The sequence below is a fragment of the Pseudomonas sp. MLB6B genome, from assembly GCF_054508135.1.
Window position 1 is genome coordinate 1,222,779 of the sequence record NZ_CP199313.1, and the last position, 15,267, is coordinate 1,238,045.

Annotated in this window: 15 protein-coding genes and 1 rRNA gene; 8 read left to right on the top strand and 8 right to left on the bottom strand. The window is 61.1% G+C overall.

Annotation, left to right across the window (positions count from 1 at the left end):
* The first annotated feature begins 6 nt into the window (after window positions 1-6).
* Genes trpD through ACSMEV_RS05185 form a run of 3 tightly spaced genes read left to right on the top strand, consistent with a single transcriptional unit; the run spans window position 7 to window position 2,621 of the window.
* Window positions 7-1,056 carry an anthranilate phosphoribosyltransferase gene (trpD, locus tag ACSMEV_RS05175; protein ID WP_459207531.1) on the top strand — a complete coding sequence of 350 codons (1,050 nt, stop codon included), beginning with the start codon at window positions 7-9 and terminating at the stop codon, window positions 1,054-1,056.
* A complete protein-coding gene (gene trpC, locus ACSMEV_RS05180) occupies window positions 1,053-1,886 on the top strand; it encodes an indole-3-glycerol phosphate synthase TrpC (protein WP_459207532.1) in 834 nt (277 codons plus the stop codon). The genes trpD and trpC overlap by 4 nt, the downstream gene beginning before the upstream one ends.
* Window positions 1,887-1,916: 30 nt before the next feature.
* Window positions 1,917-2,621, top strand: coding sequence for a lipoate--protein ligase family protein (locus tag ACSMEV_RS05185; RefSeq protein ID WP_459207533.1), 705 nt, complete (start codon window positions 1,917-1,919; stop codon window positions 2,619-2,621).
* Here ACSMEV_RS05185 and crp read toward each other — a convergent pair.
* Window positions 2,618-3,262, bottom strand: a complete 645-nt coding sequence (gene crp / locus ACSMEV_RS05190; protein WP_459207534.1) for a cAMP-activated global transcriptional regulator CRP — start codon at window positions 3,260-3,262, stop codon at window positions 2,618-2,620. The genes ACSMEV_RS05185 and crp overlap by 4 nt on opposite strands.
* A gap of 184 nt (window positions 3,263-3,446) precedes the next feature.
* On the opposite strand from crp, the gene ACSMEV_RS05195 reads away from it, so the two are divergent.
* Window positions 3,447-3,869, top strand: coding sequence for an OsmC family protein (locus ACSMEV_RS05195; RefSeq protein ID WP_459207535.1), 423 nt, complete (start codon window positions 3,447-3,449; stop codon window positions 3,867-3,869).
* 47 nt (window positions 3,870-3,916) lie between these two features.
* Here the strand turns inward: ACSMEV_RS05195 and ACSMEV_RS05200 are convergent, their stop codons facing one another.
* From ACSMEV_RS05200 to hemJ, 5 genes are all read right to left on the bottom strand, one after another.
* Entirely contained in the window at window positions 3,917-4,960 is a 1,044-nt protein-coding gene (locus ACSMEV_RS05200; protein WP_459207536.1) for a DUF2157 domain-containing protein, read from the bottom strand.
* Window positions 4,961-4,983: 23 nt separating this feature from the next.
* Window positions 4,984-5,631: a 2-polyprenyl-3-methyl-6-methoxy-1,4-benzoquinone monooxygenase gene (coq7, locus tag ACSMEV_RS05205; protein WP_459207537.1), complete on the bottom strand. Its 648-nt coding sequence runs from the start codon at window positions 5,629-5,631 to the stop codon at window positions 4,984-4,986.
* A 94-nt stretch (window positions 5,632-5,725) separates the two neighbouring features.
* Entirely contained in the window at window positions 5,726-6,064 is a 339-nt protein-coding gene (locus tag ACSMEV_RS05210; protein ID WP_313740977.1) for a histidine triad nucleotide-binding protein, read from the bottom strand.
* 78 nt (window positions 6,065-6,142) lie between these two features.
* On the bottom strand, window positions 6,143-6,925 hold the full coding sequence (locus tag ACSMEV_RS05215; protein WP_459207538.1) for an SDR family NAD(P)-dependent oxidoreductase: 783 nt from the start codon (window positions 6,923-6,925) through the stop codon (window positions 6,143-6,145).
* A gap of 80 nt (window positions 6,926-7,005) precedes the next feature.
* Window positions 7,006-7,428, bottom strand: coding sequence for a protoporphyrinogen oxidase HemJ (hemJ, locus tag ACSMEV_RS05220; protein ID WP_459208292.1), 423 nt, complete (start codon window positions 7,426-7,428; stop codon window positions 7,006-7,008).
* Between the two features lie 145 nt (window positions 7,429-7,573).
* Here hemJ and argC point away from each other — a divergent pair, with 145 nt between their 5' ends.
* Complete coding sequence (gene argC / locus ACSMEV_RS05225) at window positions 7,574-8,608, top strand: N-acetyl-gamma-glutamyl-phosphate reductase (RefSeq protein ID WP_459207539.1); 1,035 nt, start codon at window positions 7,574-7,576, stop codon at window positions 8,606-8,608.
* Between the two features lie 149 nt (window positions 8,609-8,757).
* Entirely contained in the window at window positions 8,758-9,108 is a 351-nt protein-coding gene (erpA, locus tag ACSMEV_RS05230; RefSeq protein WP_296269039.1) for an iron-sulfur cluster insertion protein ErpA, read from the top strand.
* Window positions 9,109-9,169: 61 nt separating this feature from the next.
* Here the strand turns inward: erpA and ACSMEV_RS05235 are convergent, their stop codons facing one another.
* On the bottom strand, window positions 9,170-10,261 hold the full coding sequence (locus ACSMEV_RS05235) for an anhydro-N-acetylmuramic acid kinase (RefSeq protein WP_459207540.1): 1,092 nt from the start codon (window positions 10,259-10,261) through the stop codon (window positions 9,170-9,172).
* 3 nt (window positions 10,262-10,264) lie between these two features.
* Window positions 10,265-11,674, bottom strand: a complete 1,410-nt coding sequence (locus tag ACSMEV_RS05240) for a peptidoglycan DD-metalloendopeptidase family protein (protein ID WP_459207541.1) — start codon at window positions 11,672-11,674, stop codon at window positions 10,265-10,267.
* A gap of 211 nt (window positions 11,675-11,885) precedes the next feature.
* On the opposite strand from ACSMEV_RS05240, the gene tyrS reads away from it, so the two are divergent.
* A complete protein-coding gene (tyrS, locus tag ACSMEV_RS05245) occupies window positions 11,886-13,079 on the top strand; it encodes a tyrosine--tRNA ligase (RefSeq protein WP_459207542.1) in 1,194 nt (397 codons plus the stop codon).
* A gap of 566 nt (window positions 13,080-13,645) precedes the next feature.
* Window positions 13,646-15,182 (top strand): 16S ribosomal RNA (locus tag ACSMEV_RS05250).
* Window positions 15,183-15,267 lie beyond the last annotated feature (85 nt).

Consider the following 15,267-nt stretch of genomic DNA (forward strand, 5'->3'; position numbering starts at 1 on the left):
GTGAGCATGGACATCAAAACCGCGTTGAATCGTATCGCCAGCCACCTGGACCTGAGCACTGCGGAAATGAGCGACGTCATGCGCCAGATCATGACCGGGCAGTGCAACGAGGCGCAGATCAGTGCCTTCATGATGGGCATGCGCATGAAAAGCGAAAGCATCGACGAGATCGTCGGTGCCGTGACGGTGATGCGCGAGCTGGCCAGCAAGGTCGAACTCAAGACCCTCGATGGCGTGGTCGACATCGTCGGCACCGGTGGCGACGGCGCGAACATCTTCAATGTCTCCACCGCCTCGGCGTTCGTCCTGGCCGCGGCCGGTTGCACGGTCGCCAAACACGGCAACCGCGCCGTGTCGGGCAAGAGCGGCAGCGCCGACCTGTTGGAGGCGGCCGGCATCTACCTCGACCTGACCCCGGTCCAGGTGGCGCGCTGCATCGACAGCCTGGGCATCGGCTTCATGTTCGCCCAGAGCCATCACTCGGCGATGAGGCATGCCGCCGGTCCACGTCGTGACTTGGGCCTGCGCACGTTGTTCAACATGCTCGGCCCGCTTACGAATCCGGCTGGCGTCAAGCATCAGGTGGTCGGAGTGTTCAACCAGCAGCTGTGCCGTCCGCTGGCCGAAGTGCTGCAGCGCTTGGGCAGCACCCATGTGCTGGTGGTGCATTCCAAGGATGGCCTCGACGAGTTCAGCTTGGCCGCGCCGACCTTCGTCGCCGAATTGAAGCGCGGTGAAATCAGCGAGTACTGGGTCGAACCTGAAGACCTCGGCATCCAGAGCCAGAGCCTGCATGGCCTGGCTGTCGACACCCCGGCGGCCTCGCTGGCGCTGATCCGCGACGCCCTGGGGCGGCGCAAGAGCGAGAGCGCGCAGAAGGCGGCGGAAATGATCGCCCTCAACGCCGGCGCCGCGCTGTACGCCGCCGACCATGCGCCGAGTCTCAAGACCGGCGTCGAGATGGCGCACGATGTGCTGTACACGGGGCTGGCCTGGGAGAAGATGCAGGAACTCGGCGCGTTTACGGCGGTATTCAAGGTGGAGAACCAAGCATGAGCCTACCCACGGTGTTGGAAAAGATCATCGCCCGCAAGGTCGAGGAAGTGGCCGAGCGCAGCGCGCGCGTCAGCCTGGCGCAACAGTTGGAGCTGGCCAAGGCGGCCGATGCGCCGCGCGGTTTCGCCCAGGCGCTGATCGAGCAGGCCAAGCGCAAGCAGCCGGCGGTCATTGCCGAGATCAAGAAGGCCTCGCCAAGCAAAGGTGTGATCCGCGAGCATTTCGTGCCCGCAGAGATCGCCGCCAGCTATGAGAAGGGCGGCGCCACGTGCCTGTCGGTGCTGACCGACATCGACTACTTCCAGGGCGCCGACGCTTACCTGCAACAGGCCCGCGCGGCATGCGGCCTGCCGGTGATCCGCAAGGACTTCATGGTCGACCCTTATCAGATCGTCGAAGCCCGCGCGCTCGGCGCCGACTGCGTGCTGCTGATCGTCGCCGCATTGGACGATGCGCGCATGGTCGAACTGGCCGCCACGGCCAAGGACGTCGGGCTAGACGTGCTCGTGGAAGTGCACGACAACGCCGAACTGGAGCGCGCCCTGACCCTGCTCGATACCCCGCTGGTGGGGGTCAACAACCGTAACCTGCATACCTTCGAGGTCAGCCTCGAGACCACCCTCGAACTGCTGCCGCGCATTCCTCGCGATCGCCTGGCCATCACCGAGAGCGGCATCCTCAACCGCGCCGATGTCGAATTGATGGAAATCAACGAGGTGTATGGCTTCCTGGTCGGTGAGGCCTTTATGCGCGCCGAGCAACCGGGGCTGGAACTGCAACGCCTGTTCTTCCCCGGCCGCCCGGTGCAGAGCACCCAGGCCCTGGACTGATCACCGACGATGGCTGACGGCGAGCGCGACATGGCCCACCCCGTGATGGCGTTTGCCGTCGAGCAAGGCCTCCAGGCCGAGCAGGATCTCCTGGCGGCAGTCTGCCGCGGCGAGCAGGAAACGGCGTTGCTGTTCTGGCAGCCCACCGACCGCGCATTGGTCATGCCCCGGCGCATGAGCCGGCTGCCCGGTTTCACCGACGCCAGTGCCGCGTCGGCCGCCAGCGGCTGGCCCGTGCTGTTGCGTGAAACCGGCGGCGAACCGGTGCCGCAATCGAGCGCCACGGTAAACATCGCATTGGTCTACGCCGCGCCGCGTAGCGAGGGCGACCATGGGCGTATCGAGTTGGCCTACCAGCGGTTGTGCGAACCTCTGTGCCAGGCGCTGCGCGCCTGGGGTGGGGAGGCGTCGCTGGGCGAGATCGCCGGCGCCTTCTGCGACGGCCGCTACAACGTCAACCTCAACGGCCGCAAACTGGTCGGCACCGCCCAGCGCTGGCGCCAGGGCTTGGGCGGCAAGCGTCCGGTGGTGTTGGTTCATGGCGCGTTGCTGCTGGAAAACGAGCGTGAATCGATGGTCGCTGCGGTCAACCGTTTCAACATCGCGTGCCAGCTCGACCAACGTTGCCGCGCCGACAGCCACATCGCCCTGCGCGAAGTAGTGCCACACCTTCCTGTGTTCGAACCGCTGGCGCAGACCTACGCGCAGTTGCTCGCGGCCATTCCCCGGGACTAGCGGGTGCCGTAGACCACCATGGTCTTGCCCTTGACGCTGACCAGGTTGCGTTCTTCCAGGTCTTTGAGCACGCGACCGACCATTTCCCGTGAACAACCGACGATGCGACCGATTTCCTGACGGGTGATCTTGATCTGCATGCCGTCGGGATGGGTCATGGCATCGGGTTGCTTGCACAGGTCCAGCAGGCAGCGGGCCACGCGTCCGGTAACATCGAAAAAGGCCAGGTCGCCGACCTTGCGCGTAGTGTCGCGCAGTCGTTGGGCGATTTGCCCGCCAAGCGCGTAAAGAATGTCCGGTTCCTGACGCGCCAGCTCGCGAAAACGCTCGTAGCTGATTTCCGCCACCTCACACTCGCTTTTGGCCCGTACCCACGCGCTGCGCTGGCGCGACTGGCCGGTGCTTTCGAACAGGCCCAGCTCCCCGAAAAAATCGCCGCTGTTGAGGTAGGCAATGATCATCTCCCGTCCTTCTTCGTCTTCGATCAGGACCGTGACCGAACCCTTGACGATGTAAGCCAACGAGTCTGCCGTGTCACCCGCGCAGATGATGTTGCTCTTGGCCGGATAACGGCGGCGCTGGCAGTGCACCAGCAGTTTGTCGATGTTCTTGATCTTGGCGGAAAGCGCGGACGCGACCATCACGAAATCCTGTTCGGTGAAGCAAAGGGGGAAAGAAAAAAGGATTACTGGCATGTGCCGGTGATTTGGCGCCAGATTATCAGACACTTCCTACAGCAACGCCAGAAATCCCCACATCGCTTTTCCGTTGCCCGGACAAGGTCTAAGCTGGCAGCCTTTTTCCAAGCTTCCTGGAGTTTCACAGATGAAGGCACGCATCCAATGGGCCGGTGACGCCATGTTCCTCGGCGAATCGGGCAGTGGCCACGTAGTGGTCATGGACGGCCCACCCGAGGCCGGTGGCCGTAATTTGGGCGTACGTCCCATGGAAATGCTGTTGCTGGGCCTGGGGGGCTGTAGCAGCTTCGACGTGGTGAGCATCTTGAAGAAGTCGCGCCAGGCGGTGGAAAGCTGCGAAGCGTTTCTCGAAGCCGAACGCGCCGACGAGGACCCTAAGGTCTTCACCAAGATTCATCTGCGTTTCGTGGTCAAGGGGCGCGGGCTGAAAGAAGCGCAGGTCAAGCGTGCGGTCGAGCTGTCGGCAGAAAAGTACTGCTCGGCGTCGATCATGCTGGACCGTGCTGGTGTGGAAATTACCCACGACTACGAAATCGTCGAACTGGGCTGAGCTCCGCTTGAAGGCGTGGCTTATGCGGCCACGCCTTCGACCTGCCCTCAGCGCCGCAGCGCGGGAAGAGCCTGTTGCACCCAGCCTGGCAAGCGATCGCGCAGCTGTTCGGTGAGCCGCTCGCGACGCTTCTGATAGGCAAGGCCACCCGCAATCACGCCCAGGCCGAGCAGCGTCAGCACCAGAGGGAACAGCAGCGAGTCGGCGAACACGTCATGGGCCAGGTAACCCAGATACAGCGCTACGCCCAAGGCGCCGAAGGTCATGAAAACCGGCCGACGCAGCAGCAGTGCCAGCGCCATCAGCACCAGGTTGATCAGGCAGTAGCCGAACTTGCTCAGCTCGGAGCCGCTGTCCAGTGCGGTCAGTCCGCCCCAGAAGGCCAGCAGGCCTGCCAGGTAGCTCCAATGGGCATAGTCGTCACGGGTTCTTCCATCGACCAGCACCGACACCAGCAACAATGCCAGCCCGAACCAGAGCGAAACCTCATTGCGTTGCGTCCAGTCCAGTTCAGGGCTGTACAGGTAGGCGCTGAGGTCCATGGACATGAACCACAACGCCAGCGCCATGGGCATCACGATGAATGGGAAGGGCACCGCGCGCAACATCAACAGGCCTGCGACCACCGTGCTGGCTTCCATCAGCAGCCATTGGCCGCGCACGTAGCGGTAGTAGTCGGGATAGGCTGCCATCCCTTCGGTGAACGGCCAGAATCCGGTGACTCGCTGCAAAGCGAACACTGCTAAAGGCACGATGCTGACCGCTACGGCGGCCAGGGCGCCTGCGGCGATTGACTGGTCTTGGCGCTGCAAGGCCAAGGCGAGAGCGGTGAGCGAAACGACGTAAAGAGAGCTGATCGCCAGGAGCGCGCCATCACCGATGCTCATCCAGGCGACGGTGAGCAGCCAGCCCATGGCCGCCATGATCAGCACCGCTCCACCATAGAAGGCCGCGTGAGCCGACTGAAAGCTCGGTCGAGCAGTGCCGCCCTGTGCGTTCAGGAAGGTCAACAAGGCCTGGTCCTGGCCGGGCTGGAGAACCCCGGCCTCGACCGCGCGGGCCAGGTCATCGGCATCGAAGCGCTGCTGCATGGCGTGGCCCCCTGCGGTAGCCGTCAGATCCGGTAAGTGCTCTTGGTCATGACCTTGGCCAGCAGGCTCATGCCCAAGCGCACCGGCGCCGGGAAGCGGTAACCGCCGGCATCCAAAGCAGCTTCGGCGTGGTGTTCCTCGTCCGAGCGCATCTGCTCGAGAATGGCACGGGATTTGGCGTCTTCGACAGGGAGTTGCTGCAAGTGCTCGTCCAGGTGCTTGCAGACCTGCCGCTCGGTGGCCGCGACGAAGCCCAGGCTGACCTTGTCGCTGACCAGCCCGGCGAAGGCACCGATACCGAACGACATGCCGTAGAACAACGGGTTGAGCACACTGGGGTGGCTGTTCAGCTGGCGGATGCGCTGCTCGCACCAGGCCAGGTGGTCGATCTCTTCCTCGGCCGCATGCTCCATGGCGCGTCGCACCTGCGGCAGCTTGGCGGTCAGGGCCTGACCTTGATAGAGGGCCTGGGCGCAGACTTCACCGGTGTGGTTGATGCGCATCAGCCCGGCGATGTGGCGGCTTTGACGGTCGTCGAGCTCGACGTTCGGTTGCACGATCGCCGGCGACGGGCGGGAAGGTTGGCCGCTGAAGGGTAGCAAAGTACGCATGGCCGTGTCGGCCTGCAGCAACAAGCGGTCGAGCGGCGAGTAGTGACGTTCGGTAGCCATCGGGCACCTCCGCAAAAGTGTGCCCAACAGTCTACCTCAAACGTGGGAAAGGCGATTGCCCAGGGTCATCTCCCTGACGCTCGCCTTGTCGGCCTCAGCCTGGGGGCCAATTCATCTGGCGCTGACCCAGCACATGCAAGTGGATGTGGTAGACGGTCTGGCCACCCAGTTCGTTGCAGTTCATCACCACGCGGAAACCTTCCTCGCAACCCAGCTCGATGGCCAGGCGCTGGGCGGTGAACAGAATATGCCCGGCCAGCCCCTTGTCCTCTTCGGTCAGGTCGTTGAGGGTGCGAATGGGCTTTTTCGGGATGACCAGAAAATGCACCGGGGCCTTGGGGTCGATGTCGTGAAAAGCCAGCACCTGATCATCTTCGTAGATGATCCTGGCCGGAATTTCCCGGTTGATGATCTTGGTGAAAATCGTGTCCACGACGCTGCTCCATGATGGTGGGGTTGGCGGGGGAGTGTACCCAGCCAGACGCCTGCCGCCCATCACTCCTGCAATCGGCTAACGCAGACCGGAAGGGCAGTAGCGCCGGTGCAGCATGCCGGCCAGCTTGCGCGTCAGCCAACGCGGCAACAGGCGCGGCATGAAGGCCAGCCAGCGGTTGCGGCGTCCGGGCATGATCAACGCGTGGTTCTTGTCCAAGGCACGCACGGTGAACAAGGCCACTTCTTCGGGGGAAAGGCAGCGTGTGCTGCCTTCGAGGCGTTCGATAGGCCGCTGCGCCGAACGCACCGGCCCGGGGCACAGCAGCGAAACTTTGATGCCCGTGCGTTTGAGCTCCTCGCGCAACGCTTCGGTGAAGCTCATCACGTAGGCTTTGCTCGCTGCATAGGCGGCCATCCACGGGCCTGGGGCGATCCCGGCCAAGCCGGCGACATTGAGAATCTGCCCGCCGCCATGCACGGCCATCAGGTTGCCCACCGCGTGGCACAGGCGGCTTAGGGCCAGCACGTTGACCTCCAGCAGATCCTGCTCGTCGGCCCACTCATGCGCGAGGAACGGGCCGTAGGTGCGCAGCCCGGCGCAATTGACCAGCAGGTCGATGCGCCGCTCGCCCTCTTCCAGTTCCAATACGAATCCGGAAAGACGCAGCGGCTGGCTCAAGTCGCAGGCCCGGAACAGAACTTCCACACCGAAGCGTTGGGTGAGCTCGAGGGCGACCGCTTCGAGCGGCTCGCGCTGCCGCGCCACCAGGATCAGATTGCGCCCACGCCGCGCCAAGGCTTCCGCCAGCGCCAGGCCAAGGCCGCTGGACGCTCCGGTGATCATGGCGTAACGGGTCATGCAGCGCTCCTGGGGCGGCTAGGGGGCGCTAGTGTACAGCGTGCCCCCCGCAGTGCCACGGCCTGTTTCGCCAAAGCCGGTCAAAACGGTTTGACCACCACCAGCGCGACGATGAGCAGCAGCAACAGTACCGGCACTTCGTTGAACCAACGGTAGAAGACATGCGTGCGCGTGTTGGTGCCGGCGGCGAAACGTTTGCGCTGCGCACCGCAGACATGGTGGTAGCCGGTCAACAGCAGCACCAGGGTCAGTTTGGCGTGCATCCAGCCCTGGCCGAGCCAGCCTGGCGTGAGGTAGAGCATCCAGATACCGAAGACGAAAGTCGCGATCATCGCCGGGTTCATGATGCCGCGGTAGAGCTTGCGCTCCATGGTGACGAAGCGGTCGTGGCTGATGCTGTCGGTGCTTTGCGCGTGGTACACGAACAACCGGGGCAGGTAGAACAGGCCGGCGAACCAGCAGACCACGCTGACGATGTGCAGCGCTTTGATCCAGAGATACAGCATGGGAAGGCTTCCTTCAGGTTTTCACGGTGCGCAGATAGTAGTAGCCCTGTATCGCCAAGCGTTAATCGAGTGTTGTGGCAGGCGTGTGTGACCCCTATCATCGAAGGCTTTCCAGTGGCTTCGTTGATAAGGGGCAAGCGTCATGATCAAGGTCGGTATCGTCGGCGGCACGGGTTACACCGGTGTCGAACTGCTGCGTCTGCTGGCGCAACACCCGCAAGCCGAGGTGGTTGTCATCACCTCGCGATCGGAAGCGGGCACGTCGGTGGCCGACATGTATCCGAACCTGCGCGGCCACTACGACGAGCTGCGATTCACCGTGCCTGACAGCCAGACATTGGGCGCCTGCGACGTGGTCTTCTTCGCCACCCCCCATGGGGTCGCTCACGCCTTGGCCGGCGAGCTGCTGGCCGCCGGCACCAAGATCATCGACCTGTCGGCCGACTTCCGTTTGCAAGATCCCGTCGAGTGGGCCAAATGGTACGGCCAACCCCATGGCGCTCCGCAGCTGCTCACCGATGCCGTGTACGGCCTGCCGGAAGTCAACCGCGAAAAAATCCGCCAGGCACGTTTGATCGCGGTGCCGGGCTGCTACCCAACCGCCACGCAACTAGGTTTTCTGCCTCTGCTCGAAGCCGGTGTGGTCGATGCCAAGCGTCTGATCGCCGATTGCAAGTCGGGTGTCAGCGGGGCCGGACGCGGCGCGGCGGTCGGTTCGCTGTTCTCCGAGGCAGGCGAGAACATGAAGGCTTATGCGGTCAAAGGCCATCGCCATTTGCCGGAAATCAGCCAAGGTCTGCGCCTGGCGGCGGGTGGCGACGTCGGGCTGACGTTCGTACCGCACTTGACGCCCATGATCCGCGGCATCCACTCAACGCTCTACGCCACACTGCTGGATACCTCGGTCGATCTGCAGGCACTGTACGAGAAACGCTATGCCGACGAGCCGTTCGTCGACGTCATGCCGGCCGGTAGCCACCCCGAAACCCGTAGCGTGCGCGGTGCCAACGTCTGCCGCATCGCCGTGCACCGTCCTCAGGGCGGCGACTTGGCCGTGGTGCTGTCGGTGATCGACAACCTGGTCAAAGGCGCTTCCGGTCAAGCCGTGCAGAACCTCAACATCCTCTTCGGGCTGGACGAGCGCCTGGGCTTGAGCCATGCCGGCATGCTGCCGTAACCGATCCGAGCGCCCGGCCTGCCCCGTGCAGGCTGGACGAAGGACAGGATATTGCGCCCCCGTCAGGACAATTGTTGACCAATTTTCTCGGAGAAGCGGATAATACGCGCCATCGAGTTTTGTTACGGCGTCCTGCCGGGAGAATCTACATGAGCGTCGAAACCTTCACTCCTACGGGTCTGGAATTCACCCATGGTGCTGCGCACAAGGTGAAGACCCTGGTCAGCGAAGAGGGCAATGATCGGCTGAAGCTGCGCGTGTTCGTCACGGGCGGTGGTTGCTCGGGCTTTCAGTACGGGTTCACGTTCGATGAGGACGTGGCCGAAGACGACACCATCGTCGAGCGTGAGGGCGTGTCGCTGGTAGTCGATTCCATGAGCTTCCAGTATCTGGCAGGTGCCGAGGTCGACTATCAGGAGGGGCTGGAGGGTTCGCGCTTCGTGATCAAGAACCCCAATGCGACTACTACCTGTGGCTGCGGTTCGTCGTTCTCCATCTGAAGCACTGGCCGATACGAAAACGCCGCGCATTTGCGCGGCGTTTTCATTTTCGGTGTACGCCTCAGGCGGGGTAGATGGCGCCCAGCACCCTCAAGCCTTTGGCCGCCGTCACGCTAGGGCGGTTGCCGGGCAGGCCTTGCAGGCAGCAATGCGCCAGCCAGGCGAAAGCCATGGCTTCCACCCAATCCGGGTGCACGCCGTAGGCTTCGGTGCTGTGCACTTGGGCCGAAGGTTGCAACGCTGCCAATCTACGCATCAGCGCGCCGTTGCGCGCACCGCCCCCACAGACCAATAGTTTCTGCGTGCCGGGCTGTGCGGTGTCCAGCGCTTCGCAAATGCTGCGGGCGGTGAGTTCGAGCAGCGTGGCCTGGACGGTTTCGTCCGACAAGCTTGGCAAGGCACTCAGATGGCGGTCGAGCCACGCCAGGTTGAACACTTCGCGACCTGTGCTCTTGGGGCCGGCACCTGCGAAGAAAGGGTCCGCCAGCAGCGAGTCCAGCAAGGTCTGGTCCACGCGGCCGGAAGCTGCCCAAGCGCCGTCGGCATCGTAGCTGGCGCCGCGCTTGCGTTGAATCCAGGCGTCGAGCAAGACGTTGCCCGGCCCGCAATCGAAACCTTTGACCGGCTGGTCTTGGGCGAGCAGGGTGACGTTGCTGAAACCGCCCACGTTGAGTACGGCAAGTCGTTCACCGAGATGGCCGAACAGCGTTTCATGGAAGGCTGGTACGAGCGGCGCGCCTTGCCCGCCCGCCGCCACGTCGCGCCGCCTGAAGTCGGCGACCACGCTGATGCCGCTGAGCTCGGCCAGCAGCGCCGGGTTGCCGATCTGCACGGTGAAGCCACGGGCAGGCTCGTGACGTACGGTCTGACCGTGGCTGCCGATGGCCGTAATTGCCGCAGGCGCCAGCTGTTGCGCCGCCAGCAATTGGGCTATGCCTTCGGCGGCCAGACGTGCCCAGCGATTTTCCGCCAAGGCCGAACGGGCGATTTCATCTGGGCCGCTGGCGCACAGCTGCAACAGGTCACTGCGAAGATCTGCAGGCATGGGCAGATAGTGCGTGGCGAGCAGCCGGGGCTGCTCGTCCTGCTCGATCAAGGCGATGTCCAGCCCATCCAGGCTGGTACCAGACATCACACCTATATAGCGCGCCATGGGTCAGCGCTTGTTCGAGGCGAGCATGGTGGCTTTTTCCTGATCCATGCGAGCGATCAGAGGTTGGCTCTGCTGCAGGAAGCGCTGGCGTTCGGCCTTGGCGATGGGCTCCGACATCGGCACTTTCTGGCTGAGCGGGTCGACGTGCACGCCGTTGACCTGGAACTCATAGTGCAGATGCGGGCCGGTGGAGAGACCGGTGGTGCCAATGTAGCCGATGACCTGACCCTGCTTGACCGTACCGCCGGTTTTCACACCCTTGGCGAAGCCCTGCATGTGGCCGTAGAGGGTTTGGTACTTGTTGCCATGGGCAAGGATGATGGTGTTGCCGTAACCGCCGCGACGACCAGCCAGTACGACCTTGCCATCGCCAGCCGCCTTGATCGGCGTACCGCGTGGCGCGGCATAGTCGACGCCTTTGTGAGCGCGGATCTTGTTCAGGATCGGGTGCTTGCGGCCTGCCGAGAAGCGCGAGCTGATGCGGGCGAAGTCGACCGGCGTACGGATGAAGGCCTTGCGCAGGCTGTTGCCATCGGCGGTGTAATAGCTGGTGTTGCCTTGTTTGTTGGTGTAGCGCACGGCGGTGTAGGTCTTGCCGCGGTTGGTGAAGCGCGCCGAGAGGATGTTGCCGGTACCGACGACCTTACCGTCCATGACCTTCTGCTCGTAGACCACGTCGAATTCGTCTCCCTGGCGGATGTCCTGAGCAAAGTCGATGTCGTAGCCCAGCACGCGCGCCATGTCCATGGTCATGTTGTGCGACAGCCCGGCGCGTTGGGCCGAGGCGGCGAGCGAGCTTTTGATCACGCCGTGGGCGTAGGCGGTACGCATGACTGGCTTGCTGATTTCACGGCTGAAGCTGTAGCCCTTGTCCGAGCGGGTGAGGCGAATGCTTTCCAGGTTGCTGACCTTGCTGTGCAAGCTGACCAGCTGGCCGTCCTTGTCCAGTTCGAACTGCAGGATTTGCCCGTGTTTGAGTTGGCTGAACTGTTTCGCCTGTTTGTTGCTGGCCAGCAGGTCATGCACGGCGTTTGCGGGCAGGCCGACCTTGGCGAACAACGTGGACAGGGTGTCGCCCTTGGTGACTGCCACTTCGCGGTGGCCCGGCAGGGCTGGTTTCTTCTCGACGGCAGGTTGCGCGGCCTGTTTGGTCTGCGCCTGGGCAGGGGTGTCGATTTGTGCGAATGGCGAGCTGGTGGTTTGCTCGGTTTGCGCTATCGGGGTGTCGGTGGCGCTGTCCTTGAGTGCGTCGGTAGGGTTGTCCAGCTCGAGGTTGAGGGTGGTTCGCTTGGCTTCCACTTCGCTGGAAGGGAATACCAGCAGAGCGAGACTCAGGAGCGCGGCAAGGCCGCTGGCGGCGAGTAGGTGAATCTTTGGATACAGCCGAGGCGCCTTTGGATTGTTTTTGGTCATAAGGGTGCTTTGAAAAAAGGTGAAAAGGAAAAGATGAATGACATTATGAAGATGAAATAACTGTATAAAATATAACCAAATTCATCTGCGCGCAAGGGCGCGTAGACGCTACGGGACGTTCACTAAGTCACAAGATTTTGCAAAACTTGTATTTGACGGCCGATCTTGTATGGTTGGCTCCCTTTGAACCCTGAGCCTTGCGGATCTGTTTATGAAGTCGGTGGAAGAGCAGCTGGCGCTTATCAAGCGTGGTACGGAAGAGGTACTGGTCGAATCTGAGCTGGTCGAGAAGCTCAAGCGGGGCGAGCCTCTGCGTATCAAGGCGGGGTTCGATCCCACCGCGCCCGATCTGCACCTTGGCCATACGGTCTTGATCAACAAGCTTCGCCAGTTCCAGGAATTGGGCCATCAGGTCATTTTCCTGATCGGTGACTTCACCGGCATGATCGGCGATCCAAGTGGCAAGAGCGCGACGCGCCCGCCGCTCACGCGTGAGCAGGTGCTGGACAATGCCGAAACCTATAAGCAGCAGGTGTTCAAGATCCTCGACCCTGCCAAGACCGAGGTGGCCTTCAACTCCACGTGGATGGACAAGCTGACGCCGGCCGACTTCATCCGCCTGGCTTCGCAGTACACCGTGGCGCGCATGCTCGAGCGCGACGATTTCGACAAGCGTTATACCAGCAATCAGCCGATCGCCATCCATGAGTTCCTGTACCCCCTGGTGCAGGGCTACGACTCGGTTGCATTGAAGGCCGACGTTGAGCTGGGTGGCACCGACCAGAAATTCAATCTGCTGATGGGGCGCGAGTTGCAGCGCGCGTACGGGCAGGAGGCTCAGAGCGTGGTGACCCTGCCATTGCTCGAAGGGCTGGACGGCGTGAAGAAGATGTCCAAGTCGCTTGGCAACTACGTGGGCATCCAGGAAGCGCCGGGTGTGATGTACAGCAAGCTGGTGTCGATTCCCGACACTCTGATGTGGCGATACTTCGAGCTGCTCAGCTTCCGCAGCATGGAAGAGATCGAGCGGTTGCGGGCCGACGTGGAGGCGGGCGCCAACCCGCGTGACGTGAAGATCAAGCTGGCCGAGGAAATCGTCGCTCGCTTCCATGGAGAAGAAGCTGCCGCCAATGCGCATCGTGCGGCCGGCAATCGTATGAAGGATGGTGAGCTGCCGGAAGATCTGCCGGAAGTGGTGCTGGAAGTGGGCGAAGACATGCCTATTGCCGCCGTCCTTAATAAAGCAGGGCTGGTGAAGAACTCGGCGGCGGCACGTGATCTGCTAGCGGCAGGTACCGTGAAGGTCGACGGCGAGGTTGTCGATCGCAGCTTCGTGTTCGCTCAGGGCTCTACCCATGTTTGCCAAGCGGGTAAAAAAGCATTCGCGCGGATCGTCCTTAAATAGAAGCACCTTGGTTTGCAGTGATTGCATAAAGGAGGCGAAGCCTCCTTTATGCATTTAAGGGCATGCGAAAACTATTTTGAAATAAGCCCTTGACGCTTCCTCAGATCTCTTTATACTGCGCACCAATTCCGGGGCAAACGGAGCGGAAAACTCCTTGAGATTCAATGAGTTGAACGTTTTCTGAAGGCTGGAAGCGCTTCGATCTTCTGATCGGCAGCGGTGAAAAAGGCAGTTGACAGCAGGTTGTAACGCTGTATGATTCGCCTCCCGCTACGAGAGATCGCAGCGAGCCAAGTGGTTGAAGTTGAACGAGATTCTCGCAAAACACTTCAAAATAAACACTTGACAGACACTGAGGACAGCGTAGAATGCGCGCCTCGGTTGAGACGAAAGGCTCAACCAACCGCTCTTTAACAATTTGAATCAAGCAATTCGTGTGGGTGCTTGTGAGTACGGACTGATAGTCACCAAGATTATCAGCATCACAAGTGACCATGCGAGAAATCACATAGTCATTTGAGATTGCTGAGCCAAGTTTAGGGTTTCTTAAAAACCCAAGCAGTATTGAACTGAAGAGTTTGATCATGGCTCAGATTGAACGCTGGCGGCAGGCCTAACACATGCAAGTCGAGCGGATGAGAAGAGCTTGCTCTTCGATTCAGCGGCGGACGGGTGAGTAATGCCTAGGAATCTGCCTGGTAGTGGGGGACAACGTTTCGAAAGGAACGCTAATACCGCATACGTCCTACGGGAGAAAGCAGGGGACCTTCGGGCCTTGCGCTATCAGATGAGCCTAGGTCGGATTAGCTTGTTGGTGAGGTAATGGCTCACCAAGGCGACGATCCGTAACTGGTCTGAGAGGATGATCAGTCACACTGGAACTGAGACACGGTCCAGACTCCTACGGGAGGCAGCAGTGGGGAATATTGGACAATGGGCGAAAGCCTGATCCAGCCATGCCGCGTGTGTGAAGAAGGTCTTCGGATTGTAAAGCACTTTAAGTTGGGAGGAAGGGCAGTCAGCGAATACCTGGTTGTTTTGACGTTACCGACAGAATAAGCACCGGCTAACTCTGTGCCAGCAGCCGCGGTAATACAGAGGGTGCAAGCGTTAATCGGAATTACTGGGCGTAAAGCGCGCGTAGGTGGTTTGTTAAGTTGGATGTGAAATCCCCGGGCTCAACCTGGGAACTGCATCCAAAACTGGCAAGCTAGAGTATGGTAGAGGGTGGTGGAATTTCCTGTGTAGCGGTGAAATGCGTAGATATAGGAAGGAACACCAGTGGCGAAGGCGACCACCTGGACTGATACTGACACTGAGGTGCGAAAGCGTGGGGAGCAAACAGGATTAGATACCCTGGTAGTCCACGCCGTAAACGATGTCAACTAGCCGTTGGAATCCTTGAGATTTTAGTGGCGCAGCTAACGCATTAAGTTGACCGCCTGGGGAGTACGGCCGCAAGGTTAAAACTCAAATGAATTGACGGGGGCCCGCACAAGCGGTGGAGCATGTGGTTTAATTCGAAGCAACGCGAAGAACCTTACCAGGCCTTGACATGCAGAGAACTTTCCAGAGATGGATTGGTGCCTTCGGGAACTCTGACACAGGTGCTGCATGGCTGTCGTCAGCTCGTGTCGTGAGATGTTGGGTTAAGTCCCGTAACGAGCGCAACCCTTGTCCTTAGTTACCAGCACATCATGGTGGGCACTCTAAGGAGACTGCCGGTGACAAACCGGAGGAAGGTGGGGATGACGTCAAGTCATCATGGCCCTTACGGCCTGGGCTACACACGTGCTACAATGGTCGGTACAGAGGGTTGCCAAGCCGCGAGGTGGAGCTAATCTCACAAAACCGATCGTAGTCCGGATCGCAGTCTGCAACTCGACTGCGTGAAGTCGGAATCGCTAGTAATCGTGAATCAGAATGTCACGGTGAATACGTTCCCGGGCCTTGTACACACCGCCCGTCACACCATGGGAGTGGGTTGCACCAGAAGTAGCTAGTCTAACCTTCGGGAGGACGGTTACCACGGTGTGATTCATGACTGGGGTGAAGTCGTAACAAGGTAGCCGTAGGGGAACCTGCGGCTGGATCACCTCCTTAATCGACGACATCAGCCTGCTGATGAGCTCCCACACGAATTGCTTGATTCATTGTACGAAGACGATGCTGTAACGCGACCCTGTTA